Source organism: Sporosarcina sp. (assembly GCF_029257255.1).
Classification (GTDB): domain Bacteria; phylum Bacillota; class Bacilli; order Bacillales_A; family Planococcaceae; genus Sporosarcina.
Window position 1 is genome coordinate 11,661 of the sequence record NZ_JARICI010000065.1, and the last position, 24,769, is coordinate 36,429.

The 24,769-nt window shown below is 42.7% G+C and carries 21 protein-coding genes and 1 riboswitch; of the genes, 18 read left to right on the plus strand and 3 right to left on the minus strand.

Going from position 1 to position 24,769, the window contains the following annotated elements; translation table 11 throughout:
- The first annotated feature begins 102 nt into the window (after positions 1–102).
- From fdhF to purU, 3 genes are all read left to right on the plus strand, one after another.
- Positions 103–3,027, plus strand: coding sequence for a formate dehydrogenase subunit alpha (gene fdhF, locus Q1J64_RS12855; RefSeq protein ID WP_301109482.1), 2,925 nt, complete (start codon positions 103–105; stop codon positions 3,025–3,027).
- 18 nt (positions 3,028–3,045) lie between these two features.
- Positions 3,046–3,531: a helical membrane plugin domain-containing protein gene (locus tag Q1J64_RS12860; protein ID WP_301109483.1), complete on the plus strand. Its 486-nt coding sequence runs from the start codon at positions 3,046–3,048 to the stop codon at positions 3,529–3,531.
- 189 nt (positions 3,532–3,720) lie between these two features.
- Positions 3,721–4,611, plus strand: coding sequence for a formyltetrahydrofolate deformylase (gene purU / locus Q1J64_RS12865; RefSeq protein WP_301109524.1), 891 nt, complete (start codon positions 3,721–3,723; stop codon positions 4,609–4,611).
- 146 nt (positions 4,612–4,757) lie between these two features.
- Here purU and Q1J64_RS12870 read toward each other — a convergent pair whose 3' ends face one another.
- The gene (locus tag Q1J64_RS12870) at positions 4,758–5,624 is read right to left on the minus strand and encodes a YitT family protein (RefSeq protein ID WP_301109484.1); all 867 of its coding nucleotides are present in this window, start codon (positions 5,622–5,624) and stop codon (positions 4,758–4,760) included.
- A 118-nt stretch (positions 5,625–5,742) separates the two neighbouring features.
- Here Q1J64_RS12870 and Q1J64_RS12875 point away from each other — a divergent pair, with 118 nt between their 5' ends.
- The 9 genes from Q1J64_RS12875 to Q1J64_RS12915 all read left to right on the plus strand — a co-directional run bounded on the left by Q1J64_RS12875 (position 5,743) and on the right by Q1J64_RS12915 (position 15,926).
- A complete protein-coding gene (locus tag Q1J64_RS12875) occupies positions 5,743–7,671 on the plus strand; it encodes a PrkA family serine protein kinase (RefSeq protein ID WP_483315952.1) in 1,929 nt (642 codons plus the stop codon).
- Between the two features lie 122 nt (positions 7,672–7,793).
- Entirely contained in the window at positions 7,794–8,957 is a 1,164-nt protein-coding gene (gene yhbH / locus Q1J64_RS12880) for a sporulation protein YhbH (protein WP_301109486.1), read from the plus strand.
- Complete coding sequence (locus Q1J64_RS12885; protein ID WP_301109525.1) at positions 8,954–10,351, plus strand: SpoVR family protein; 1,398 nt, start codon at positions 8,954–8,956, stop codon at positions 10,349–10,351. The genes yhbH and Q1J64_RS12885 overlap by 4 nt, the downstream gene beginning before the upstream one ends.
- Before the next feature lie 154 nt (positions 10,352–10,505).
- A complete protein-coding gene (locus Q1J64_RS12890; protein ID WP_301109487.1) occupies positions 10,506–11,318 on the plus strand; it encodes an amino acid ABC transporter substrate-binding protein in 813 nt (270 codons plus the stop codon).
- A 92-nt stretch (positions 11,319–11,410) separates the two neighbouring features.
- Positions 11,411–12,070 (plus strand): amino acid ABC transporter permease, encoded by a 660-nt coding sequence (locus Q1J64_RS12895; RefSeq protein WP_301109488.1) that lies wholly within the window; start codon positions 11,411–11,413, stop codon positions 12,068–12,070.
- Positions 12,071–12,083: 13 nt separating this feature from the next.
- Entirely contained in the window at positions 12,084–12,827 is a 744-nt protein-coding gene (locus tag Q1J64_RS12900) for an amino acid ABC transporter ATP-binding protein (RefSeq protein ID WP_301109489.1), read from the plus strand.
- A gap of 254 nt (positions 12,828–13,081) precedes the next feature.
- Positions 13,082–14,092 (plus strand): ABC transporter substrate-binding protein, encoded by a 1,011-nt coding sequence (locus Q1J64_RS12905; RefSeq protein WP_301109490.1) that lies wholly within the window; start codon positions 13,082–13,084, stop codon positions 14,090–14,092.
- 18 nt (positions 14,093–14,110) lie between these two features.
- Positions 14,111–15,154 carry an ABC transporter permease gene (locus tag Q1J64_RS12910; protein ID WP_301109491.1) on the plus strand — a complete coding sequence of 348 codons (1,044 nt, stop codon included), beginning with the start codon at positions 14,111–14,113 and terminating at the stop codon, positions 15,152–15,154.
- Positions 15,129–15,926, plus strand: coding sequence for an ABC transporter ATP-binding protein (locus tag Q1J64_RS12915; RefSeq protein WP_301109492.1), 798 nt, complete (start codon positions 15,129–15,131; stop codon positions 15,924–15,926). The genes Q1J64_RS12910 and Q1J64_RS12915 overlap by 26 nt, the downstream gene beginning before the upstream one ends.
- 72 nt (positions 15,927–15,998) lie before the next feature.
- On the opposite strand, the gene Q1J64_RS12920 is transcribed toward Q1J64_RS12915, so the two are convergent.
- Positions 15,999–17,093, minus strand: a complete 1,095-nt coding sequence (locus Q1J64_RS12920) for a branched-chain amino acid aminotransferase (RefSeq protein WP_301109493.1) — start codon at positions 17,091–17,093, stop codon at positions 15,999–16,001.
- Positions 17,094–17,227: 134 nt separating this feature from the next.
- Here Q1J64_RS12920 and Q1J64_RS12925 point away from each other — a divergent pair, with 134 nt between their 5' ends.
- From Q1J64_RS12925 to Q1J64_RS12935, 3 genes are all read left to right on the plus strand, one after another.
- The gene (locus Q1J64_RS12925; protein ID WP_301109494.1) at positions 17,228–18,352 is read left to right on the plus strand and encodes an NAD(P)/FAD-dependent oxidoreductase; all 1,125 of its coding nucleotides are present in this window, start codon (positions 17,228–17,230) and stop codon (positions 18,350–18,352) included.
- A gap of 63 nt (positions 18,353–18,415) precedes the next feature.
- Positions 18,416–19,327, plus strand: a complete 912-nt coding sequence (locus tag Q1J64_RS12930) for a pseudouridine-5'-phosphate glycosidase (protein ID WP_301109495.1) — start codon at positions 18,416–18,418, stop codon at positions 19,325–19,327.
- Positions 19,328–19,354: 27 nt separating this feature from the next.
- The gene (locus Q1J64_RS12935; RefSeq protein WP_301109496.1) at positions 19,355–20,113 is read left to right on the plus strand and encodes an exodeoxyribonuclease III; all 759 of its coding nucleotides are present in this window, start codon (positions 19,355–19,357) and stop codon (positions 20,111–20,113) included.
- A 40-nt stretch (positions 20,114–20,153) separates the two neighbouring features.
- Here the strand turns inward: Q1J64_RS12935 and Q1J64_RS12940 are convergent, their stop codons facing one another.
- A complete protein-coding gene (locus Q1J64_RS12940; RefSeq protein WP_301109497.1) occupies positions 20,154–21,386 on the minus strand; it encodes a CynX/NimT family MFS transporter in 1,233 nt (410 codons plus the stop codon).
- A gap of 78 nt (positions 21,387–21,464) precedes the next feature.
- Here Q1J64_RS12940 and Q1J64_RS12945 point away from each other — a divergent pair, with 78 nt between their 5' ends.
- From Q1J64_RS12945 to Q1J64_RS12955, 3 genes are all read left to right on the plus strand, one after another.
- The gene (locus tag Q1J64_RS12945; protein WP_301109498.1) at positions 21,465–22,394 is read left to right on the plus strand and encodes an AEC family transporter; all 930 of its coding nucleotides are present in this window, start codon (positions 21,465–21,467) and stop codon (positions 22,392–22,394) included.
- Between the two features lie 81 nt (positions 22,395–22,475).
- Positions 22,476–22,577: riboswitch (purine riboswitch) on the plus strand.
- 128 nt (positions 22,578–22,705) lie between these two features.
- Positions 22,706–23,290, plus strand: a complete 585-nt coding sequence (locus Q1J64_RS12950; RefSeq protein WP_301109499.1) for a xanthine phosphoribosyltransferase — start codon at positions 22,706–22,708, stop codon at positions 23,288–23,290.
- Positions 23,290–24,645 carry a nucleobase:cation symporter-2 family protein gene (locus tag Q1J64_RS12955; protein ID WP_301109500.1) on the plus strand — a complete coding sequence of 452 codons (1,356 nt, stop codon included), beginning with the start codon at positions 23,290–23,292 and terminating at the stop codon, positions 24,643–24,645. Before Q1J64_RS12950 ends, Q1J64_RS12955 begins: the two co-directional genes overlap by 1 nt.
- Positions 24,646–24,769: the final 124 nt, after the last annotated feature.

Sequence of the window (24,769 nt, forward strand, 5' to 3'; positions counted from 1 at the left end):
TGGTTCTTTAGCAAGTCCTGTTAAGAAACTACTCCACCATGAAAATGCCGTTTATTCCGGCTTTTTCATGGTGGATTTTTATTTGAGAAGGGGGACGCAGACATGTCAATTACAATAAACGGCAAGCCCTTTGACTTTGCTCCAGGGTCAACGTTAATTCAAATTATCAATGCTAATAAAATAGAGCATCCGCAGATTTGTCACTTACCAGAAGTCGACCCGATTGAAACTTGTGATACGTGCATCGTGGAAGTGAACGGTGAACTAATGCGCGCCTGTTCAGCAAAAGCTGTTGACGGCATGGATGTACAGCTCGCTTCCACGCGTGCAAAGGCTGCCCAGACAGAAGCAATGGATAGAATTCTAGAAAATCATTTGCTGTATTGTACCGTATGTGATAATAACAACGGCAACTGTAAAGTACATAACACAGTGGCGATGTTGGAAGTCGAGCATCAAAAGTATCCATATGAGCCGAAGTGTTCAAAAGATGCAGTTGATTTCACCCATCCATTCTACCGCTACGATCCAAACCAGTGTATCGCCTGCGGCCAATGTGTAGAGGTATGTCAGAATCTTCAAGTCAATGAAACGCTGTCGATTGATTGGGAACGCGACCGTCCGATTGTGTTGTGGGACGGCGGAGCAAAAATCAATGATTCCTCCTGTGTCGGTTGCGGACACTGTATTACAGTTTGTCCATGTAACGCGCTGATGGAGAAAACGATGCTTGGCGAAGCAGGTTTCATGACGAAGATGGATGATGAACTGATGGAACCAATGATCGATCTGATCAAAGATGTCGAGCCTGGATACAGCAGTATTATGGCTGTATCTGATGTGGAAGCTGCGATGAGAGAATCCAAAATCAATAAAACAAAAACTGTCTGTACATTCTGCGGCGTCGGCTGCTCGTATGAAGTGTGGACGAAAGACCGCAAGATTCTGAAGATCCAGCCAGTACATGATGCACCGGTCAACCAGATTTCCACTTGCATCAAAGGGAAATTCGGCTGGGATTTCGTTAACAGTGAAGAGCGCATCACGTCACCTCTGATTCGTAAAGGCGATGCATTTGTAGAGGCTTCGTGGGAAGAGGCACTGGATCTGGTGGCTGAAAAGTTAGGCAAGATTAAAAAAGAGTACGGCCGTGACGGAGTCGGTGTGATTTCATCCTCAAAGATCACCAATGAAGAAAACTATGTCATTCAAAAGTTTGCGCGACAGGTTTTCGAAACAAATAACGTAGATAATTGTTCCCGCTACTGTCAGTCACCTGCGACAGACGGATTGTTCAGAACCGTCGGTATGGGCGGAGATGCTGGAACGATTAAAGATATCGCAAAAGCAGGTCTCGTCATCATTGTTGGAGCGAATCCGGCTGAAGGACATCCTGTTCTCGCTACACGTGTGAAACGGGCTCATAAACTGCATGAACAAAAACTGATCGTAGCTGATCTCAGAAAACATGAGATGGCGGAACGTGCAGATATTTTTATGACGCCGCAACAAGGTACTGACCAGGTATGGCTGATGGCCGTTACAAAATATTTGATTGATCAGGGATGGCATGATCAGCGTTTCATTGATGAAAATGTTCATCACTTTGAAGAATTTAAAAAGGTATTGGATCGCTATACACTCGAGTACGCAGAGGAAATAACAGGAATTTCAAAAGATGTGCTCATTCACACGGCAGAATTAATTCGCGATGCGGACGGCACTTGTGTGTTATGGGGAATGGGTGTAACGCAGAATACAGGCGGTTCTGATACGTCAGCGGCTATTTCAAACTTACTTTTGGCAACTGGCAATTATCGTCGCGAAGGTGCTGGAGCTTATCCGCTTCGGGGACATAATAACGTACAGGGTGCCTGTGATATGGGAAGTCTGCCTGGATGGCTTCCGGGATATCAGCATATTACTGATGATGCTGCGAGAGAAAAGTTTGAACGTGCTTATGGTGTCGCGATTGAAGGAAAACCTGGAATGGATAATATACAGATGCTTCATTCGATTGATGACGGCATCATGAAAGGTATGTATATTGTCGGGGAAGATATGGCATTAGTCGACTCTAATGCCAACTATGTTCACGATGTATTATCGAAACTTGAGTTCTTAGTTGTTCAGGATATTTTCTTCTCCCGGACAGCGCAATATGCGGATGTTATTCTGCCGGCCGTTCCTTCATTGGAAAAGGATGGTACATTCACAAATACCGAGCGCCGTGTGCAGCGTTTGTATAAAGCATTGCCGAATAAAGGGAACTCAAGACAGGACTGGTGGATCATACAGGAAGTTGCGAAACGCCTGGGGCATGATTGGAATTATACGCATCCACGTGACATCTTTGAAGAGATGACGAGTTTGAGTCCGATGTTCAGTCAGGCATCTTATGATGTGCTTGATGATTGGGGAAGTTTCCTCTGGGGAAGCCTTGAAGGAGAAAGTACACCACTTCTGTATACAGACGGTTTCAATTTCCCTGATAAGATGGCGCGCTTTGCATTATCTGACTGGGTAGAACCTGTGAAATTCGATGATGAATTTGATCTACACATTAATAACGGTCGGATGCTTGAGCATTTCCATGAAGGAAATATGACGAATAAATCAGACGGTATCCAGGAAAAAGTTCCGAATATATTTGTAGAAGTCTCACCGGAGCTGGCTAAAGAGCGGGGAGTCGTGACAGGTACTTATGTCCGCCTCATTTCTCCGTACGGGGCATTAAAACTGCCGGCCCTTGTTACAGACCGGGTTCAGAAAAACGAATTATTCCTGCCAATGAACTCTGTGCATAAACAATCGGCAATCAACTTCCTTACAGGTCCTGCGACAGATCAACGTACGAACACACCTGCTTATAAGCAGACGAAGGTACGGATGGAAGTACTCGCTAAAGAAGGCGATAACCCATTACCGAAGAGTAACCACCGCGATAAGAAAAGGCATCCGCAAAATGGTGTGGAAGTTGAGCGGAAATGGAAACGTCCGGGGTATATACAATTAACCGATCAATAACTCAGGGGGTGAAAGGGAATGGCGGCACCAATTACTTCTATTAAACGAACTGAACGAACAGAGATGGAGATTCAGCAGGAGAAGCTGGCGGATCTACAAAAATTAATTGCGCAACAGGAAGAATCGTTGCAAAAGATTATGGAGATCACCGGTGAACTGAATGATATCGGTGCACTTGATGCATTGCAGGCGATGCTGCAGGCAAAAGAGAAAATTACGGGAATTGCAGTTGGACAAATATCACGTGAACCTGTCACCAATATGCTCAATAATGTTATGGCAGCAGCGGGCGCACTGACGGCAATCGATCCGGCAACCATCCAACTGTTGACAAAAAGTGCACAGCGCGGATTGAATGAAGCGGAGCAGGGCATTGAACAGAATCAGAAAACCAGTGCCCTTCAATTACTAAAATCAGTCAACGACCCGGATATCAACCGGGCACTAACCTTTGGACTCAATTTTCTAAAAGGAATGGGCAAAGGATTAGACAAACCTTCCTAATAACAAACCTTTGCGAAAAAGTACAACTTCCTTCATACTATATATTGAAGCAAAACATTCTCCAGCTGCCATCTCAGGCAGTTGGAGAATTTATTGATTAGAGAAGTTGAAGTAGGACATTATATAATTAAACCAGTCAATTCAACTTACCCAGTAGGAGATGGAGAATACATGTCAACCAGAAGTAAAATGTCAACACACCTAGAAAAACAATCATCTGCAATGCAGAACATCGGAAGATTACTCATCAAATGTTCCGACAAGCCCGGTATTGTCTCGGCTGTCTCTACCTTCTTGCTGAACCACCGAGCAAACATCGTAGAATCCAGTCAATACTCAACAGATCCTGAAGGCGGCACATTCTACCTTCGAATTGAATTCCACTCAGAAGATCTGCTCGATCAAAAAGAAGCAATTGAAAAAGATTTCCGCAAAATAGCAGATGAACATGACATGGAATACAAGTTTTCATATGCTGCAGAATTAAAAAGAGCCGCAATCTTTGTATCAAAAGAACCGTATTGCATGATGGAACTTCTTTGGGAGTGGCAGAACGGAGACTTGGATGCTGAAATCGCTGTAGTCGTCAGTAATCATGAAGACTCACGAGAGATGGTGGAAGCACTCGGTATTCCTTTCCATTACATTCCTGCGAATAAAGACATTCGCCAAGAAGTTGAACAGAAGCAGATTAAGTTAATGGAAGAGTATAAAGTGGATGTGCTGATTTTGGCACGCTATATGCAAATTCTAACACCTGATTTCGTCAGTCATTTCCCGAATCAAATTATTAACATTCACCATTCCTTCCTGCCGGCATTCATTGGGGCTCGTCCTTATGAAAGAGCTTTTGGACGCGGAGTGAAATTGATCGGGGCGACTTCTCACTATGTGACGAATGATTTAGATGAAGGTCCGATTATCGAACAGGACATTGAACGGGTAGATCACCGCGACGATACAGTCCAACTGAAGAAGATTGGACGTAAAATTGAACGCCGTGTACTCGCACGCGCAGTGAAATGGCATATTGAAGACCGGATCATTGTAGAAGATAATAAAACAATTGTCTTCCATTAATAGATATGATGAGTTAAGTTTCTAGCATAGGCAGCAAATTAACGTGCCTAAAGTAGATGCAAATTTTTTCCACATCTTATATAGATGCAAAACAGCCACTCCGTAAAATGCGGAGTGGCTGTTGCTATTATATAGAAGGAACTCATTTAATGGATCGGTGATTTGAAGGTTGCTCCGTGTGTTTCCTGCGTATTCATGATCGTCAAAAACGCGGATGGATCAATATCGTGCGCAATTTGCTTCAGCTTAGAAATCTCCAGTCTGGTGACGACGACATAGATGACATCCTTTTCATTGTCTGTATACCCGCCACGTCCATGTAATTTTGTAATACTGCGGCCGAGACGCAGACGAATGGCTTCTCCCAGTTCTTCGTATTCATCTGAAATAATAATAACCGCTTTTGTTTCGTCGAGTCCCTGAATCACAATATCAATCGCTTTAGAAGCGATATAATACGTAATAATTGAGTACATGGCTTTTTCAGGACCGAGTACAAAGCCCGCCCATCCGAAAATAAAGAGGTTAAAGAACATAACGAACTCGCCCACGCTATAAGGAATCTTGCGCGTCAATAAAATGCCCAGTATTTCCGTCCCGTCAAGTGCTCCGCCATTTCTGATGATCGTCCCGACACCTGCTCCTAACAGTAATCCCCCAAAAACTGTAGCAAGCAGTGGATCCGTAACGAATGGCCCGATGGTTTTCAGTGGAAATTCCACAATAGCCAGCAAGGCAATCGCAAATGAAGAAGAAATGAAAAAGTTCTTTCCGATATGTTTATATCCGGAAAATAAAAATGGCAGATTTAGAATGAGGATCAGAATCCCAAAAGGAACTCCTGTAATAAAATTCAATATAAGTGCAATACCGATAATACCTCCGTCAATGACCGCATTCGGTATAAGAAATAAGTCTAGTGCAACAGCTGTAATTACAACTCCGATCGATATGAATAAATATCGCCTGATTAAATGACCAACACTTTCTTTTTTATGCTGTTTGTTCATCAAATTCCCCTTTTCTACACCCTATACATTCTATTTTAACGGAATATCAAGTAAGAACCTAGTAGCAATTTGAACTTTCTTTGCAATCGATTGTGAATCATTTTTCTTTTTACGGCATACGATGATACATCATAGCATAATTGGAGGAGAGACGTTGGATATTATTAATCAATTGCATAACTACCGTAAAGAAGAACATGAGTTGAAGTGGGAAGGGACATTTAAAGACTATCTGGACCTTCTGAAAGAACGTAAGGAAGTTGCGCAAACGGCTCATTCGAGAATTTATGAAATGATTGAAAGTGCTGGAGTAGAAAAACAGAATGGACGAAAAGTCTATAATTTTTTTAATGAAGAGTTATTTGGCCTGGAAGAATCCATTGAACGTCTCGTAGAAGAATATTTTCATCCGGCTGCCAAGCGCCTGGATGTTAAAAAACGTGTATTGCTGTTGATGGGACCAGTGAGCGGCGGTAAATCCACTATTGTGACCATGTTAAAACGTGGTTTAGAAGAGTATTCACGGACAGATGAAGGGGCTGTTTATGCGATTAAAGGCTGCCCGATGCATGAAGATCCACTGCATTTAATTCCGATGTCATTGCGAAATTCGTTTTTTGAAGAGTACGGGATCCGTGTTGAAGGAAGCCTTTCTCCATTAAACAGACTGCGACTCGAAGAAGAATATGAAGGCAAAATAGAAGAAGTACTAATTGAAAGAGTGTTATTTTCAGAAGATCGCAGAGTGGGAATTGGTACTTTCACACCATCAGATCCTAAGTCCCAGGACATCGCTGATTTGACAGGGAGTATCGACTTTTCCACGATTGCAGAATATGGTTCTGAATCTGACCCGCGCGCGTACCGTTTTGACGGCGAATTAAATATCGCAAACCGAGGTATGATGGAATTCCAGGAGATGCTGAAGCTGGATGAAAAGTTTCTATGGCATTTACTATCGCTGACGCAGGAAGGGAATTTTAAAGCAGGTCGTTTTGCGCTGATCAGTGCAGATGAGCTGATCGTCGCTCATACGAATGAAACGGAATACCGTTCCTTTATTAGCAACAAGAAGAATGAGGCACTGCATTCCCGGCTGATTGTGATTCCGATTCCGTATAATCTCAAAGTGAGTGCGGAAGAGAAAATCTATGAGAAAATGATTCGCGATAGTGACATTTCACATGTTCATATTGCACCGCATGCCTTGCGTGTAGCAGCTATTTTCTCTGTCTTGACACGATTGAAAGCATCGAAAAAGCAAGGAATCGACCGCTTGAAGAAGCTGCGTCTGTATGATGGTCAAAATGTGGAAGGTTTCAATGACGCGGACGCAGAAGAATTGAAAAATGAGTTCATAGATGAAGGCATGGATGGCATTGATCCACGCTATGTCATCAACCGGATTTCATCGGCAATTATTCGTAAAGAAGTGCCTAGTATCAATGCGTTAGATGTATTGCGCAGTCTGAAAGATGGTTTTGATCAGCATGCATCGATTTCAGCGGAAGACCGCGATACTTATATGAATTATATTTCGATGGCGAGGAAAGAGTACGATGAAATTGCCAAAAAAGAAGTGCAGAAAGCGTTTGTCTATTCCTATGAAGAATCAGCGAAAACGTTGATGGATAACTATTTGGATAACGTGGAAGCGTACTGCAATAAAAACAAGCTGCGTGATCAGCTCACAGGTGAAGAAGTGAACCCGGATGAAAAACTGATGCGTTCGCTGGAAGAGCAAATTGGTATTTCGGAAAATGCAAAGAAAGCATTTAGAGAAGAAATTTTAATCCGAATTTCTGCCTATGCTCGAAAAAATCAGCGTTTCGATTATCGTTCACATGACCGTTTGCGCGAGGCGATTCAGAAGAAGCTATTTGCAGATTTGAAGGATGTAGTAAAGATTACAACAACGTCTGCTACTCCTGACGAGACCCAGCTGAAGAAGATGAATGAAGTAGTAGCCCGTCTGGTCGATGAGCATGGATATAACTCCGCTTCGGCTAATGAACTACTGCGTTATGTCGGCAGTCTGTTAAATCGTTGATGAAGAGAACAAGGCCTGAAAAATAGGCCTTGTTTTTTGTTTCCAGAACATTTAGTCAATAATCAAATGTCTGCAGCATATAATAGGGAAACAGATTGTACGAGAGATAGGCGGGGATTCGAATGGAAGAAAACGAGAAAAGCCGATTTGTCGTTACCGAGGAAAATTGGTCTCTCCATCGCAAAGGTCATCAGGATCAACAACGTCATCTGGATAAAATTAAAGAAGTATTGCAAAGTAATTTACCAGATTTGATCAGTGAAGAAAATATCATTCTATCAAGCGGAAAAAATGTGGTGAAAATCCCAATTCGTTCTTTGGATGAATTTAAGATACGCTATAATCACGATAAGTCCAAGCATGTTGGTCAAGGAACAGGCGACAGTAAAATTGGAGATATAGTAGCGCAGGGAGAGCAGCAAAAAGGACAGCAAGGCACTGGAAAAGAAGCGGGAGATCAGCCAGGGCAAGACATATACGAAACAGAAGTGACGATGGAAGAGATCGAAGAAATGCTGTTTAAAGAACTGGAGCTGCCTGATTTAAAACAGAAAGACCAAGCTGTCACGACTATTGAAGATATTGACTTTACGGATATCAGGAAAAAAGGGTTGATTGGAAATCTGGATAAAAAGCGCACATTGCTGTCTGCGATCAAACGAAATGCGATGGAAGGGAAAGCGGAGATTGCACCGATTCTCGAAGATGATCTGCGTTTTAAAACGTGGAATCCTGTGCAGAAGCACCAGTCTAAAGCTGTAGTGCTTGCGATGATGGACACGAGCGGTTCAATGGGGAAGTTCGAGAAGTACATGGCAAGAAGTTTCTTTTTCTGGATGACTAAGTTTTTACGTACGAAATATGAAACGGTGGATATCGAATTCATTGCGCACCATACCGAAGCGAAAGTCGTCACCGAAGAAAATTTCTTTAATAAAGGAGAGAGCGGAGGCACGAAATGTTCATCAGCGTACGAAAAAGCGCTTCATCTGATTAAGGAATCCTATCCGCCGTCCAGTTATAATATTTATCCAGTACACTTTTCGGATGGAGAAAACATGACAAGTGACAACCGTAAATGTCTCGAATATGTCGAAGAACTGTTGCGGATTTCTAACATGTTCGGCTATGCGGAAGTCAATGAGCACCGCAGAATGTCAACGCTGATGTCAGCATATAAATCTATTGAACATCCGAAATTCAATTATTATATATTGCAGAAAAATCGTGATGTCTACTTTGCGCTGAAGAAGTTTTTCGAAAAGCGAACGGAGGGATTCCGCTGACTGAATATCGGGAACTAGAACGGGCAATTGAAGAGATCACAGAGATAGCAAGCGGATTCGGACTCGACTTTTACCCAATGCGGTATGAAATCTGTCCTGCAGATATTCTGTACACATTTGGTGCATACGGCATGCCGACCCGTTTTACACACTGGAGTTTCGGTAAACAGTTCCATAAGATGAAGCTTCAATATGATATAGGATTGAGCAAAATATATGAACTGGTCATTAACTCCAATCCTTGCTATGCATTTTTGCTTAATACGAACAGCCTCATACAAAATAAATTAATCATCGCGCACGTGCTGGCACATTGTGATTTCTTTAAGAATAATATCTATTTTTCCAAGACGCGTAAGGACATGGTAGAAAGCATGGCGGCAACGGCAGAGCGTATTGCAGATTATGAAATACGTTATGGCAAGCAGCAGGTGGAAGAGTTTTTGGATGCGGTATTAGCCATTCAGGAGCATGTCGATCCAAGCATTGTTAGGGATATTAAGCCTTCCGCTGAAAACTTTGGGACACAGGAGCCGAGAAAAAGTGAGTATGATGATTTATGGAAACTTGATCATCGTGCAGTTACAGGTCAGCAGGCCATCGAAATGCATAAAAAACATCCCGCGCAGCAAGAAAAGGATCTCTTACTGTTCATCTTGGAAAACAGCCGCAATTTGAAAGAGTGGCAGTTGGATATTCTAACAATGCTTCGTGAGGAGATGCTGTATTTTTGGCCGCAGCTGGAAACAAAAATTATGAATGAAGGCTGGGCATCTTACTGGCATCAAAAAATCTTGCGTGAGATGGATTTGACTCCGGCAGAAACGATTGAGTTTGCGAAGCTCAATGCGAATGTATTACAACCGTCTAAAACTTCAATTAATCCTTATTACTTAGGCGTTAAAATGTATGAAGATATTGAGAGAAATCAAGATTTGCTTGGGTTAAAAGCGAAAGAGCGCGGCGAACAGGTGATGACAGGCCGTGAAAAGATTTTTGAAGCACGTGAGATTGAAAATGATACATCTTTTATCCGCAATTATTTATTGGATGATTTAATTAAACAAGAAGATTTGTATGTATTTCAGAAACAGGAGAATATGTATAAGGTATCGAATCATGAAGCAGAGTCGGTGCGCAGTCAGCTGATCAATATGCGTGTGAATGGTGGTTTTCCATATATTGTCGTCGAGGACGGCGATTATATGCGCAACGGGGAACTTTATTTGGTTCACCGCTTTGAAGAAATAGAGCTGGACCTTCCTTACCTCGAGCATGTATTGCCGTTTATTCATCGGCTTTGGGGTCGGATTGTTCATCTTGAAACTGTTCTTGAGAATAAACCACTCATATTTTCTTATGATGGTCATAAAGTGTTTCGTCGAACTAAATAGTTAAAAAGAGGAATAGGCTGCCGTCTATTCTTCTTTTTATGTCCAAAAACGAAAATTAGCTGCTAGGGTCTTTTCATTTTGTGTATCTCATGGTATTTTTATAGTACAGTAACGCTTTACTATGATAAAGTGTTAAAAGAAAGAGGGGAAATAGATGAAGAAACCATTTTTAGCAGTTTGGCTTACAGCGGTATTCGTACTAATTGCAGGATGCGGCGCAGATTCTTCTGACAAGAACAGCGGAGCATCAGACACTGACAAGGCAACAGATCAAAAAGGTCAGGAAATTGTGATTGGGGTAGACGATAAATTTGCGCCAATGGGTTTTAGAGATGATAAAAACGAATTAGTCGGGTTTGATATCGATATGGCTAAAGCGGCTGTAGAGCATATGGGCGCGACGGCAAAATTCCAGCCGATTGACTGGAAAACAAAAGAAACTGAACTGAGCAGTGGTCGGATCGATTTAATTTGGAACGGTTATACAATTACAGATGAACGTAAAGAAAAAGTACTTTTTACAAAACCTTATTTGGATAATAATCAAGTAGTCGTGACATTAGCGGATTCAGACATTAATAAAGTAGAAGACTTGGAAGGTAAAGAAGTTGGTCTGCAGGCTCTTTCTTCAGCGGGACCGGCACTTGAAAGTGATCCGATTCATGAAAAAATCAAAAAGATCACGGAGTTCGCGGATAACGTTCTCGCGCTGACGGACTTGAAAACTGGACGCCTTGACGCAGTAGTTATTGACGAAGTCGTTATTGATTATTATATGACAACAGAACAAGGTGTCTTTAAGAAGCTTGACGGGTCATTAGCGGTTGAGGAATACGGTATCGGTGTGAAGAAAGGCAATGAAGCATTACTTGAAAACCTTCAAAACGCACTGGATAAGATGAATGAAGACGGAACCGCAGCTGAAATTTCAACTGAGTGGTTCGGTGAAGATAAGGTACTTCGTTAAGAAGGTGATAGCAGCTGCAGAATCATTTTCTGCAGCTCTGCTATTCATGAAATAGTGAAATTTGCAATGAGTGTTTTTTGGAGGAATAAAAAATGACGATAGAATATTTTATGTCCATGCTGATACCAATGCTGCAAGGCGCCAAAGCGACTGTACTGCTATTTGTACTCGCAATTGTGCTGTCGATTCCGCTTGGTTTCATGCTGACACTTGCCGTAAGAAGTAGTATTAAACCAATCTCGTATTTGGCGCAGACATATATTTATATCATGCGTGGGACCCCCTTGTTATTGCAGCTTTTGTTCTTTGTTTTTGGTTTGCCACTTCTGCCGGTAATTGGAGAGTTCTTGGTTTTAGACCGGTTCGTTGCAGCAACACTGGCATTTATCCTGAACTATGCGGCCTATTTCGCTGAAATCTTCCGGGGCGGCCTGATTTCGATTGATAAAGGACAATATGAAGCCTCACAAGTACTGGGGCTGTCAAAATGGCAGACAACAGTCCGTGTTGTTTTACCTCAGATGTTCCGTGTTACGCTGCCACCTATTGCGAATGAATCTGTATCGTTAGTCAAGGATACGGCATTGCTGTATGCAGTAGCGGTGCCTGAACTGCTGCATTATGCACAGACTGTAGTCAACCGTGATTTTACAATCATTCCATTTTTCATTGCAGCAGGTATTTATCTGCTGATTGCCTTCGGACTGACGATTGTATTCAAATATCTAGAGAGAAAGTTGCAATACGATTGAGGAGAGAAAATGTATGTCTTTCATTGAAGTAAATAATTTACAAAAATCATTCGGTCCGTTAGAAGTATTGAAGGGCTTAACTTTTGGAGTAGAAAAAAATGATGTGCTGGCGATTATCGGGCCATCTGGATCGGGCAAGAGCACGATGCTGCGAAGCTTGATTCAGCTGGAAGAAGTTAACGGCGGAAGTATTACTGTTGACGGCGATGATCTGGTAAGGGACGGTGTCTATGCAAGGCCTGCAGACAGTAAAAAGATCATAGCGAGGATGGGGATGGTGTTTCAGCAGTTCAATCTGTTCCCCCATCTGACAGTGAAGCAGAACCTTGAACTAGCACCAAAATTAGTGAAAAAAGAACAGGCGAAAGAATATAGCGACAGAAGCATCGAGTTACTAGCGAAAGTCGGACTTGCAGATAAACGTGACGAGCTGCCATCCAGGCTCTCCGGCGGTCAAAAGCAGCGTGTTGCAATTGCCAGGGCACTCATGATGAATCCAGATATTTTATTATTTGACGAACCGACTTCTGCACTGGACCCTCAGCTGACTAAAGAAGTGCTGTCCGTTATGAAAAAACTTGCTGAAGAACATATGACGATGATTGTCGTCACGCATGAAATGGAGTTTGCGAGCAATGTTGCCAATCGCGTAATTTTTATGGATGAAGGGAAGATTATGGAGGAAGGTACGCCTCAAGAAATTTTCCAGACACCGAAACAGCAGCGCACGAAGCAATTTTTAAACTATGAATTATAAGAGCAATAGATGAAACGCAGCCAAGCGCTGAGGTATGTGCTTGGCTGATTTTTGTATAAGAGATTCTTTTAGGTTAAGTTGTTTGAATTTATAAATAATAGTTCACGAAAAGTTACTTGACTTATGGGAATTTACTTAAAATATTGAATAATGCATTGACGAATAGGTAACTAGAGTGTACGATAACGTATAATTATTGCCTTATCTGAATAAATCGACAAGGTAATAGAGAGAAAAGTATAGGGGGATTTTGAATGAAAAAGCGTTGGATGACTTACGCAGCCGCACTATTTAGTATCGTGCTTGTATTGGCTGCATGCGGAGGGAATAAGGAGTCATCAGGTTCATCGTCAGACGATCAAAATGATGATAAAGAAAGCGATGCAAAAAAATACACGATTGGTGTAACACAGATTGTCGAACATCCATCTTTGGATGCTGCATTTGAAGGTTTCCAAAAAGCTATTGAAGATGCAGGACTGGATGTAGAGTACGATAAGCAAAACGCACAGAATGATCAAAGCTCGAACTCTACAATCGCAAATAACTTGGCTGGAGCTGGCGTTGACTTGATTTTCGCGAACTCTACACCGAGCGCTCAGGCAGCAGCAAGTGCTACACAAGATATTCCGATTGTCTTTACTTCTGTAACAGATGCAGTAGCTGCAGAATTGGTTGCTTCCAATGAAGAGCCGGGCGGCAACGTGACAGGAACAATCGATAACCATCCTGAAGCGATTCCAAACACAATGAAATTTTTGAAAGAAGAACTTAGTGCCAAGAAAGTAGGCATGATCTTCAACTCTGGAGAGCAAAACTCTCGTCTACAAGTAGACCAAGTAAAAGAGATTTTAAAAGATATGGATATGGAAGTAGTGGAAGCTTCAGTTGCCACGTCTGCTGACGTAAAACAAGCTGCCGAATCATTGATTGGTTCAGTGGATTCACTTTATATCATTACAGACAATACAGTGGTATCAGCTCTTGAATCAGTAGTTTCTGTAGCGAATGACAACAAACTTCCAATGATGGTCGGCGAGTTTGATTCTGTTGAACGCGGCGGTCTTGGAGCTTACGGTTTTGAATACTATGATATCGGCTACGAAGCTGGTGAAATGGCGGCAAAAATCCTTAAAGGTGAAGCCACTCCTGAATCACTTCCGGTACAAGTGCCGCAAAACTTGAAGTTAGTATTAAACGGTAAAACTGCTGAAATGATCGGTCTTAAAATTCAGGATGACTGGAACGCAGAAACGGTAGAATAATATAGGAGATGGTCTTGCATGTTTTCAGCTGTATTTGGCTCAGTTGAGCAGGGTATCATCTATGCGATCATGGCGCTCGGAGTGTATCTTACATTCCGGGTGCTTGATTTTCCAGATTTAACGGTTGACGGAAGTTTCGTAACAGGGGCTGCTGTAGCGGCTACAATGATTGTATTTGATTATCATCCGCTTGTTGCGACACTGACCGCTATCGTGGTCGGGTTTTTTGCAGGATGTATCACAGGTTTGTTACATACCAAAGGAAAAATCAACCCACTTTTATCCGGAATACTCATGATGATAGCCCTCTACTCAATAAACCTTCGGATAATGGGTTTGACGACTGACAATTCAGTCGGCCGTCCGAACATTCCGCTTTTAAATTCGGAAACGATCTTCAGCAAGTTCCAGGGCTTCTGGAGTGATACGGGTATTGACGGAGCCATCAATGGTTTCCTGTCAGGACTTGGCTTGGAACATTTACCTTCTACTTGGGGTACATTGTTTTTAATGATTCTTGTCGTGATTCTTATTAAAGTCATTGCGGATTGGTTCTTACAGACAGAAGTAGGTCTGGCAATCCGTGCAACAGGAGACAATAAAAAGATGATCCGCAGTTTTTCTGCAAATACCGATACACTAGTTATTTTAGGTCTGGGTATCTCGAATGCCCTTGTTGCATTCTCCGGATCTCTTATTGCACAGTATGGGAAGTTTGCTGATAACGGTATGGGAATCGGGATGATCATCATCGGTCTTGCATCTGTTATTATCGGAGAAGCTATTTTCGGAACAAAGACAATTTTCCGCACGACACTGGCTGTCGTAATCGGGGCTGTCATTTATCGTATTGTATTAGGACTTTCATTGCGCGTGAAGATCTTGGATTCAGGCGATATGAAATTAATTACGGCTGTTATTGTTATTGCAGCGCTGATCATTCCACAAATCCTTGAGAAGAGACGGGAAAAAGCACGCAAAGCAAAGCGACAGGCAGAACGAATGCAAATGAAAACAGCACAAGGGGGTCACAGTATTGTTGAAACTCGACCAAATCAATAAGGTTTTTAATGAAGCGACCCCTGATGAAAAAGTTGCGCTGGATCAAATCAACCTTCATTTGAAGCCGGGTGATTTTGTAACGGTCATCGGCAGTAACGGAGCAGGAAAATCCACGATGATGAATATGATTTCCGGCGCTCTAACACCGGATTTCGGCAGTGTTTTAATTGATGGAAAAGATGTTACGAGACTGGCGGAGTTTAAGCGTTCTAAAATGATGGGGCGGGTATTTCAGGATCCGATGGCAGGTACAGCGCCAACTATGACAATTGAAGAAAATCTGGCGATGGCGTATTCACGCAATAAACAGCGGTCACTTCACCGCGGAGTCGATAAGAAACGTAAGGATCTTTTCCGTACGTCGCTCGAAACCCTCCATTTAAGTTTAGAAGATCGAATGACAGCGAAAGTAGGCTTGTTGTCTGGCGGTGAACGCCAAGCATTGTCACTGCTGATGGCTACATTTACACAACCTTCGATTTTATTGCTGGATGAGCATACGGCTGCACTTGATCCATCAAGGGCAGAGCTTATTACAGATTTAACTAAGCGGCTGGTCGAACAGGATCAGCTGACAACGCTAATGGTTACTCATAATATGCAGCAGGCACTGGACCTTGGAAATCGTCTGATTATGATGGATAAGGGGCAGATCATTCTGGAAGTTGCAGAAAAAGAAAAGCAACACTTAACGATTGCAAAACTAATGGACGAGTTCCAGCGGATTCGCGGTGAGCAACTGACAAGTGACGCTGCATTGCTGTCTGTATAAAATAAAGCGGCTCCTGTTCCGATATGGAACAGGAGCCGCTTTACTGTCTATAGGACAACTGCTGATTAGATATTAGGCAAGCTGTGCAAATGATTTTTTGATTTCATACACCCAATTAAATGGGTCGGCTTCTTTGCCTGTCTGTATTTGCGTAAGCGTATCATATAACTTTTTGGAAAGCTCGCCTGTTTCGCCGTTGCCGATGACCATCTTGTAGCCATCCCAATTCAGTTCACCAACTGGGGAAATAACAGCAGCTGTGCCGGTCCCGAAAACTTCCTCCAGCTCGCCGGTTTCATAGGCAGTACGGATTTCATTCATCGAAATTTGTCGTTCAGCGACCGGAATTTCCCAGTGACGCAGCATTTGAAGGATAGACTTTCGTGTAATTCCTTCTAAAATGCTACCATTAATTGCGGGTGTGATCACTTCTCCGTTAATTTTGAAGAAGATGTTCATACTGCCGACTTCTTCTACATATTTTCGATCTACACCATCGAGCCATAATACCTGCGAATAGCCTTGCTGATCCGCAACTTCCTGGGCTTTTAAAGCGGATGCATAGTTGCCAGCAGTCTTGGCGCTGCCTGTTCCGCCTTTTGCTGCACGGACAAACTCATTTTCTACTAAAATCTTGACGGGATGAATGCCTTCTTTATAATATGAGCCGACGGGCGACAAAATCATATAGAACTGATATTTTTTAGCAGGCGCTACGCCGAGAAATGCTTCCGTTGCAATTACAAAAGGACGAATATATAATGAAGTCCCGTCGAGAGTAGGAATCCAGTCTTTATCGATCTGCAGAAGCTGGTTGAGTGCATACATAGCGTTCTCTTCATCGATTCTCGGCATACATAATCGGTCAAGTGAGTAATTCAGTCGTTTCATGTTTTCTTCAGGTCGGAACAGACGGATCGTTCCGTCTTCGGATTTGTAGGCTTTCATTCCTTCAAATACGGTTTGACCGTAATGCAGGACAATCGCTGCCGGGTCTAGTGTGAGAGGAGCGTAAGGAATGACGCGGTGACTGTGCCAGCCTTTGCCTTCTTCGTAATCAATGACAAGCATATGATCCGTAAATGTTTTACCGAAAACTAACGTTCCAGGATCGGGCTTTTCTTTTTTGCTTTGCGTAAGCTGTATTTGTATAGGTAATCTCGTCATAATCATCAGATCTCCTCAGATATAGAATATTCCGAAAATATAATTTCGAATAGACTTATTATACTGCTTTTTTTAAAAAAATAAAGTGAAAAATTTGTCGATTTTGAAACGTATACAAAAAGGAGTGGAAATTATTGAAAAAAATCATCATTATTGGTGCAGGAATTGTAGGGATTTCTGCAGCCTATCATCTTGCTGGGCGAGATGTTGAAGTGGTTGTCGTCGACAGGGAAGAGCCCGGGCAGGCAACGAAAGCTGCTGCAGGCATCATTTGCCCATGGGCTTCCCAGCGTAGAAATAAAGCATGGTACGCACTCGCTTCAGCAGGAGCTGCCTATTATCCAGAACTGATTCATTCATTAGAAGAAGCCGGAGAGACGGAAACTGGTTATCAGCAAGCAGGCGCTTTGGCGATACATACGGATATTGAAAAATTGAAGAAAAAGGTTTTATTGTTAGAGGAACGAAGAAAAACTGCACCTGAAATTGGCGATGTGGAATTACTCGGCACAGAGCAAATGAAAGAAAGGTTTCCCTTGCTGTCTGAAGACTATCAGGCAGTCTGGATCTCAGGAGCCGCAAAAGTGGACGGCAAGGCGTTGCGGGATGCTCTCGAACGTGCAGCGGTCCAGCAAGGCGTTCAACTCATCAAGGGGTCCGCGTTCCCCTTTGTAGAGGACGGACAGGTTGCAGGTGTAATAGTAGATGGAAATACAATAAAAGGGGATCAATTTATTCTAGCAGCAGGTGCCTGGGTTAATGAATTTACAGCACCACTAGGAAAGATACTACAAGTATCCGGTCAGAAAGCTCAAATACTTCATTTGCAGTCAGATGAAACGGTAACAGAGTCATGGCCCGTCATCATGCCACCGGCTACACAATATATCGTACCGTTTCAGAACGGCAGATTCGTTGCAGGGGCAACACATGAAGAAACGGCTGAATTTATTATTCAGCCGACAGCCGGCGGTGTGCTGGAGATATTAAACCATGTAATCCCGATGGCCCCTGGTCTAAGTAAAGCCGAAATAGCGGAAGTCCGTGTAGGAATACGGCCGCATACATCTAACTTCATGCCGGTCATCGGCGTGCTGCCTGACTATGAAAATGTTTTTGCGGCAAACGGGTTAGGGTCCTCAGGTTTAACAGTGGGTCCTTTGGTTGGTAAATTACTATCACAATTAGTACTTGCAGAGGACACTGGCTGGAACTTAGAAAGTTACGCGCTCTCCCAGATAATTGACGCTGAGCATTGAACTATTAGTATATAATGATTATTATGAAGATAGAGTCATTGAACGGTAAAGGGGAAGGTTCAGATGAGGAGATATGTGTCTTATTCAGAAGAAGTTAAAGAAGCGATGAAATATGGCAAACCGATTGTCGCGTTGGAATCAACAATCATAACGTACGGCATGCCTTATCCTGAAAATGTCAAAGCAGCACGTGAAGTACAACAGATTGTCCGTGAAAATGGAGCGGTACCGGCAACGATTGCAATTATGGATGGAAAAATTAAAATCGGTCTAACTGATGAAGAATTGGAACGTTTTGGAGACAGTAAAGGTGTCGTTAAAGCGTCCAGACGGGATATCAGCTATCTCATCGCAACAAAAAAACCAGGGGCTACAACAGTCGCCGCTTCGTTGTTTTTTGCAGACTTGGCACGTATCCGTGTATTCACGACAGGGGCAATCGGCGGAGTGCATCGTGGAGTGGAGCAAACTATGGATATTTCAGCAGATTTGGATGAATTTGCACGGACGAGTGTGGCGGTGGTTTGCTCAGGAGCCAAATCCATATTGGACCTTGGCAAAACACTCGAGTATCTGGAGACCAAAGGAGTGCCGGTCATGGGGTATCAGACAGACATTTTCCCTGCTTTCTATACGAGAGGCAGTTCACACAGTGTAGACTATCAAGTGGACGACATCGAATTAATGGCAGAGATGTTGCGGGTGAAATGGAACTTGGGTCTTGAGGGTAGTGCGATTATAACCAATCCGATTCCTGAAGAATACGCAATGGATCAGCAGTATATGGAGCGCCTTGTAGCAGATGCCTTAGAGGAAGCTGAAAAGCTTGGAATAAGTGGTAAAGAGTTAACGCCTTACATGCTGAAAAAGGTTCAGGAGCTGACTGGCGGCAAAAGTCTTGAAGCAAATATCGCATTAGTGAAATCGAATGCAGAACTGGCGGCGAAATTGGCAGTCAGTTTTAATGGTAGTTAATTGATTTAACAGATAGGTTGTGTAGATTTGAAAATTGTTTCATGGAACGTTAACGGAATACGGGCTTGTGTAAAAAAAGGATTCAATGACTTTTTCAAACAGGCAGAGGCAGATATTTTCTGTGTGCAGGAAATCAAATGTCAGCAAGGGCAGGTTGAACTGCCGTTTGAAGGCTATGAACAATATTGGAATTATGCAGAGAAAAAAGGCTACTCAGGGACTGCTGTCTTTACGAAGCAGTCTCCGCTTTCGGTGCAGTACGGATTAAACGGCAGTGATCATGAAGCGGAAGGCCGGGTGCTGACGCTGGAGTTCGAAGAGTTCTTTCTAGTAAATTGCTATACTCCAAATTCGAAAAGAGATTTGTCGCGTTTATCTTATCGCCTGCAATGGGAAGATGAAATACATGCCCATCTGACAGCTCTTGATAAGCAAAAGCCTGTCATTTATTGCGGCGATCTCAATGTCGCTCATGAAGAAATTGATATATGTAATGTCAAATCGAATTACGGGAATTCGGGTTTTACGACCGAAGAACGCGGGAAAATGACCCGCTTGCAAGAAGCAGGATTCATTGACAGCTTCAGAACTCTCCAACCGAATGAAGAAGGCGCTTATACTTGGTGGTCCTATATGCGTGACGTCAGAGAGCGCAACATTGGCTGGCGTATTGATTACGTTTTGATGTCAAAACGTCTTCAGCCTGCGCTGCAAGCGAGTCAAATTCATTCGGAAATCCTCGGCAGTGATCACTGCCCGATTTCTGCTGAAATTTCATTTGAATAAATGAAAAAGGAGCAAATGCGCTAGGCACTTGCTCCTTTACTTATGAAGTTTGCTGTTCTTGAGAGATGACCCGGTCTTTTGCTGCATACATCCCCGCTAGGAAGATGATGAATGCAATGACCATAAATATATAGAGTGGAACTGTCCAGGAGCCAGTCCAGTCGTGCAAGTAACCGAATAATACGGGCCCTACTGCTGCCAGCAGATAGCCGAATGACTGTGACATTCCTGAAAGCGACGCTGCCTGTTCGGGTGTTGATGTTCGCAGTGTTAAAAACATCATGGATAGACCGAATGCTGCCCCTCCACCAAGTCCGATAAAGATCATCCAGAGACCAGTCAGGCTTTCGCTGCCGAATTGTACACCGCCGTACCCAATCAGATAACAGACTAGAATTGCTACGACCAGTACTCCTTGGTTTCTTAATTTGTCTGCCACTACTGGTATGATGAACAGCATAGGCAACTGTGCAAACTGAACTAATGAAAGCATCCAGCCTGCCGCTTCATCCGTAAATCCAGAAGATTGAAGAATCACCGGGATCCATGAGGCAGTCGTGTAGAATAAAAAGGACTGTAAGCCCATGAAAAATGTGATGCTCCAAGCGATGGGAGATTTCCAAAGTGGAGTCTTTACATGAACTTTGACGTTTTTTGAAATCTCTTTTTCTGACTCAGGCTTTTTGCGTATTTGCGGAACCCAGACAATGATTGCTAAAAACGTGATAATGCCCCAAATTCCGAGTGCGCCCTGCCAGCCATATGAAGTTTGATTGGCAATAGGCGCAGAAATACCTGAAGCGAGCGTAGCAGAAATATTCATTGAAACGGAATACAAACCAGTCATTAGTCCGATATGTAAAGGGAAACTCAATTTTAGTAGACTCGGCAAAAGAACATTAGCAAACGCAATCCCGACACCTATTAAAAATGTGCCTAGTAACAATAGACTGCTTGAGCCTTCAGAGCGCATCAAAATTCCTGCCATTAAGATTAATAGTGCGTAAAATAGTGTGGATGCCAGTCCGAAACGTTTTGAAATACGCGGTACAAAAGGTGAAACAATTGCAAAAGCAAGTAAAGGTATGGTTGTTAAAAATCCGGCTAATGAATTGGATATTTGCAATTGATCGCGAATGGATCCAATAATAGGACCTACCGAAGTCAGCGGAGATCGAATAGTTGAAGCAATAAATAAGATACCGGCTAAAAGAATCCATTGACTCCTTGGAAAATGTAAATGTTTGTTCTTACGTTCTGGTTGTGAATTCAAAATTGTGAAGCCTCCTATATTTCTATGAAGATTGTTCTGAGAAGTAGGCAGCTGCAAATGCAGAAAGGAGAATCCTTTATGGAGTACTTACTCATAGTCTTTGTAAATGTTATCACACCAATGCTGATTTTATTAGCAATTGGCGTCGTTTTGCAAATAAAATTTACATTTAACGTCAAGGCGTTAGGAAATATACTAACGTATTGCTTGATTCCCGCTGCTGTTTTCATGAATTTATACCATACTGTCATTAATATTGAAGTCTTGCTCGATGTACTGTTTTTTGTTGTTTTATTCAGCTCTTCACTTATTATAATCGGGCACGTCTTTAGTAAAATGCTGCGTCTGAACCGCCAGCAGTCAGCCGTGATGAAGAATAGTATCGTACTGATCAACTCAGGGAATTATGGACTGCCTGTCAGTCAGCTGGTGTTTCATTCGAGCCCCCTTGGCGTATCAATTCAAATCATCATCATTGTCTATCAAAATTTGCTGACGTATTCATATGGATTGTTTAATCTGGTTTCCTCTACGCAGTCAGGAACCTCTATTTTTAAGCAATTCATCAAGATGCCCATCATTCACGCTCTGTGGATCGGTGCGCTGCTCAATCTGGCGGATATCCGTCTGCCTGGTTTCATCGAACTGCCGGTCAGTCATTTATCGGATGCTTTTATTGCGATTGCTTTGATTACACTGGGCGCTCAACTTGCACAGATTAAAGTGAAAACGTTATGGAACCGGCTGATTTTCCTCAGTGCGTTTGGCCGTCTGATTGTATCGCCGGTCGTAGCATTGCTGCTCATTCTGCTGCTGAAAGTGGATGGAGTGACCGCCCAGTCGCTATGGATTGCCAGTTCTTTCCCTACTTCGCGCAACAGTTCGACACTGGCGCTGGAATATGATGTAGAAGCAGAGCTTGCGGCACAGATTGTGCTGTTTACAACTGTAGCGAGTAGTTTTACTGTAGGTGTCGTTATTTATTTGTCGTCTATTATATTTGCGTAATGAAAAAAAGATTGCAACAAAGTTGTCGGTTTTTATGAAAAATTTACATATTGAAAATTTGTCGAATCGTGCTATACTGTTAGCATTCAGTTAAATAAGACTCATATAATCGCGGGAATATGGCCCGCAAGTTTCTACCGGTCTACCGTAAATGGATCGCCTATGAGGAGTTTGAAAACAGCTTTTTTTGCCGTTCGGCAAGAAAATGCTTTTTCATCTTTACAGCGCAGATGCCGCTCTCTCATAGTTTATATGAGGGATTGGCCTGTGCGTTTTTTATATTTGCTTATATTCGAAGGGAGCACAACATTGTGGAGTTGTTAAAAGAAAAGATTCGTCAAGAAGGTAAATTATTATCAGAAGAGGTATTGAAAGTCGATTCATTTTTGAACCATCAGATTGATCCTGTACTGATGTATGAAATCGGTAAGGAATTCGTTTCACGGTTCAGCGATCACAACATCACGAAAATCGTCACAATTGAATCTTCGGGTATTGCTCCTGCAGCGATGGCTGGTTTAATTTTAGGTGTGCCTGTCGTCTTTGCGAGAAAACGAAAATCCCTTACATTGACAGATCATCTGTACTCCGCAAAAGTCTATTCATTTACAAAAAAAGAAACGAATGATATTTCAGTTTCCAAAGACTTTATTTCAAACGAAGATACGGTGCTGCTGATCGATGATTTCCTGGCGAACGGGCAAGCGGCACTGGGGTTAATAGACATCGCACAACAGTCAGGTGCGACGATTGCAGGCGTAGGAATCGTAATTGAAAAGTCATTCCAGACAGGTGCAGATCTGATACGTCAAGCGGGTGTTCGCGTTGAATCACTGGCTGAAGTTCAGTCTTTACAAAATGGCAAAGTCCAATTCGTTGGGGAGGAAACTATCTGATGAAAACTACCTTACTTGGTTTTCAACATCTGCTGGCCATGTATGCCGGCGCGGTACTGGTCCCATTAATTGTTGGTAATGCGATTGGTTTGACACCTACACAACTAACATATCTAGTCTCAATTGATATTTTAATGTGCGGAATCGCAACGCTCTTTCAAATTTCCCGTAATAAAGTGTTCGGTATTGGTCTTCCTGTCGTTCTTGGATGTACATTTACCGCTGTCGGCCCGATGATTTTGATCGGTAATGAATATGGCATCTCTGCTATTTATGGTTCAGTCATTGCTTCCGGTGTAATCATCTTTATGATTAGCGGGCTCTTTGGAAGTCTTGTACGTTTCTTTCCGCCAATTGTTACAGGATCCGTCGTGACGATTATTGGTATCACATTGATTCCAGTAGCAATTAATAATATGGGCGGCGGACAGGGTGCTGCTGATTTTGGTTCCATGACAAATATTGGTCTTTCATTCGGTACATTGCTGTTTATTGTATTGCTTTATAGATTTTCTACTGGTTTCTTACAGTCCATCGCAATTTTACTGGGGTTAGTAGGGGGGACGGTGGCGGCTATATTCCTTGGAATTGTAGATTTCTCTAATGTCCAGGAAGCCTCTTATGTGCATATGGTGATGCCGTTTTATCTAGCAACACCGACCTTTCACATATTGCCTATCATCATCATGGTACTGGTAGCTATGGTTTCATTGGTCGAGTCAACAGGTGTGTATTTTGCACTGGGGGATATTTGTGAGGAAGAGATCGATCAGGAAAAGCTGAAAAAAGGATACCGTGCAGAAGGTTTGGCGTCTGTGATCGGGGGAATTTTCAATGCGTTCCCTTATACGACATTTTCTCAGAATGTCGGCCTGATGCAGCTGTCAGGTGTGAAATCACGACGCGTTATTCTTGTAACAGCGATTATGTTGATTTCTTTAGGCTTCTTGCCGAAAGTCGCTGCTTTGGCGACAGTCATTCCCAATGCGGTACTTGGCGGAGCAATGGTAGCGATGTTCGGTATGGTGGTGTCTCAAGGGATTAAGATGCTAAGTCCAGTCATCACAAAATCTCAAGATAATGCGATGATCGTTGCCTGTTCAATCGGTATTGGCCTTGGTGTGTCGGTTGTACCGGATTTATTTGCAGGATTGCCGGACAGTGTACAGATTTTGACAAGTAACGGAATTGTGCTCGGCAGTATTACAGCCATTTTCTTGAACATCATTTTCAACATGATTCCTTCAAAAAAGAAGCAGACTGAGCAGAATACAACGGTAGTGAACACACAGACACCTGCGATGAATGAAGGTTCTTCTTCGGTCTTGGTAAGTGCTTCTGTACAAAGTAAATAACTCTTTACAAAGATAACATTGGTTCTTCACTAACGAGTTTGCTTGTTGAGAAGAAAGCATTAATTAATAAACTAAATGGGGACGCTATTCGTATATGAATAGCGTCCCCATTTTTGTTGATATA

Excerpts from the sequence above, each read along its gene's own strand:
- fdhF (WP_301109482.1), top strand. The coding sequence starts at position 103 with ATGTCAATTACAATAAACGGCAAGCCCTTTGACTTTGCTCCAGGGTCA.
- Q1J64_RS12860 (WP_301109483.1), top strand. The coding sequence starts at position 3,046 with ATGGCGGCACCAATTACTTCTATTAAACGAACTGAACGAACAGAGATG.
- purU (WP_301109524.1), top strand. The coding sequence starts at position 3,721 with ATGTCAACACACCTAGAAAAACAATCATCTGCAATGCAGAACATCGGA.
- Q1J64_RS12875 (WP_483315952.1), top strand. The coding sequence starts at position 5,743 with ATGATACATCATAGCATAATTGGAGGAGAGACGTTGGATATTATTAAT.
- yhbH (WP_301109486.1), top strand. The coding sequence starts at position 7,794 with ATGGAAGAAAACGAGAAAAGCCGATTTGTCGTTACCGAGGAAAATTGG.
- Q1J64_RS12890 (WP_301109487.1), top strand. The coding sequence starts at position 10,506 with ATGAAGAAACCATTTTTAGCAGTTTGGCTTACAGCGGTATTCGTACTA.
- Q1J64_RS12895 (WP_301109488.1), top strand. The coding sequence starts at position 11,411 with ATGACGATAGAATATTTTATGTCCATGCTGATACCAATGCTGCAAGGC.
- Q1J64_RS12900 (WP_301109489.1), top strand. The coding sequence starts at position 12,084 with ATGTCTTTCATTGAAGTAAATAATTTACAAAAATCATTCGGTCCGTTA.
- Q1J64_RS12905 (WP_301109490.1), top strand. The coding sequence starts at position 13,082 with ATGAAAAAGCGTTGGATGACTTACGCAGCCGCACTATTTAGTATCGTG.
- Q1J64_RS12910 (WP_301109491.1), top strand. The coding sequence starts at position 14,111 with ATGTTTTCAGCTGTATTTGGCTCAGTTGAGCAGGGTATCATCTATGCG.
- Q1J64_RS12920 (WP_301109493.1), bottom strand. The coding sequence starts at position 17,093 with ATGACGAGATTACCTATACAAATACAGCTTACGCAAAGCAAAAAAGAA.
- Q1J64_RS12930 (WP_301109495.1), top strand. The coding sequence starts at position 18,416 with ATGAGGAGATATGTGTCTTATTCAGAAGAAGTTAAAGAAGCGATGAAA.
- Q1J64_RS12945 (WP_301109498.1), top strand. The coding sequence starts at position 21,465 with ATGGAGTACTTACTCATAGTCTTTGTAAATGTTATCACACCAATGCTG.
- Q1J64_RS12955 (WP_301109500.1), top strand. The coding sequence starts at position 23,290 with ATGAAAACTACCTTACTTGGTTTTCAACATCTGCTGGCCATGTATGCC.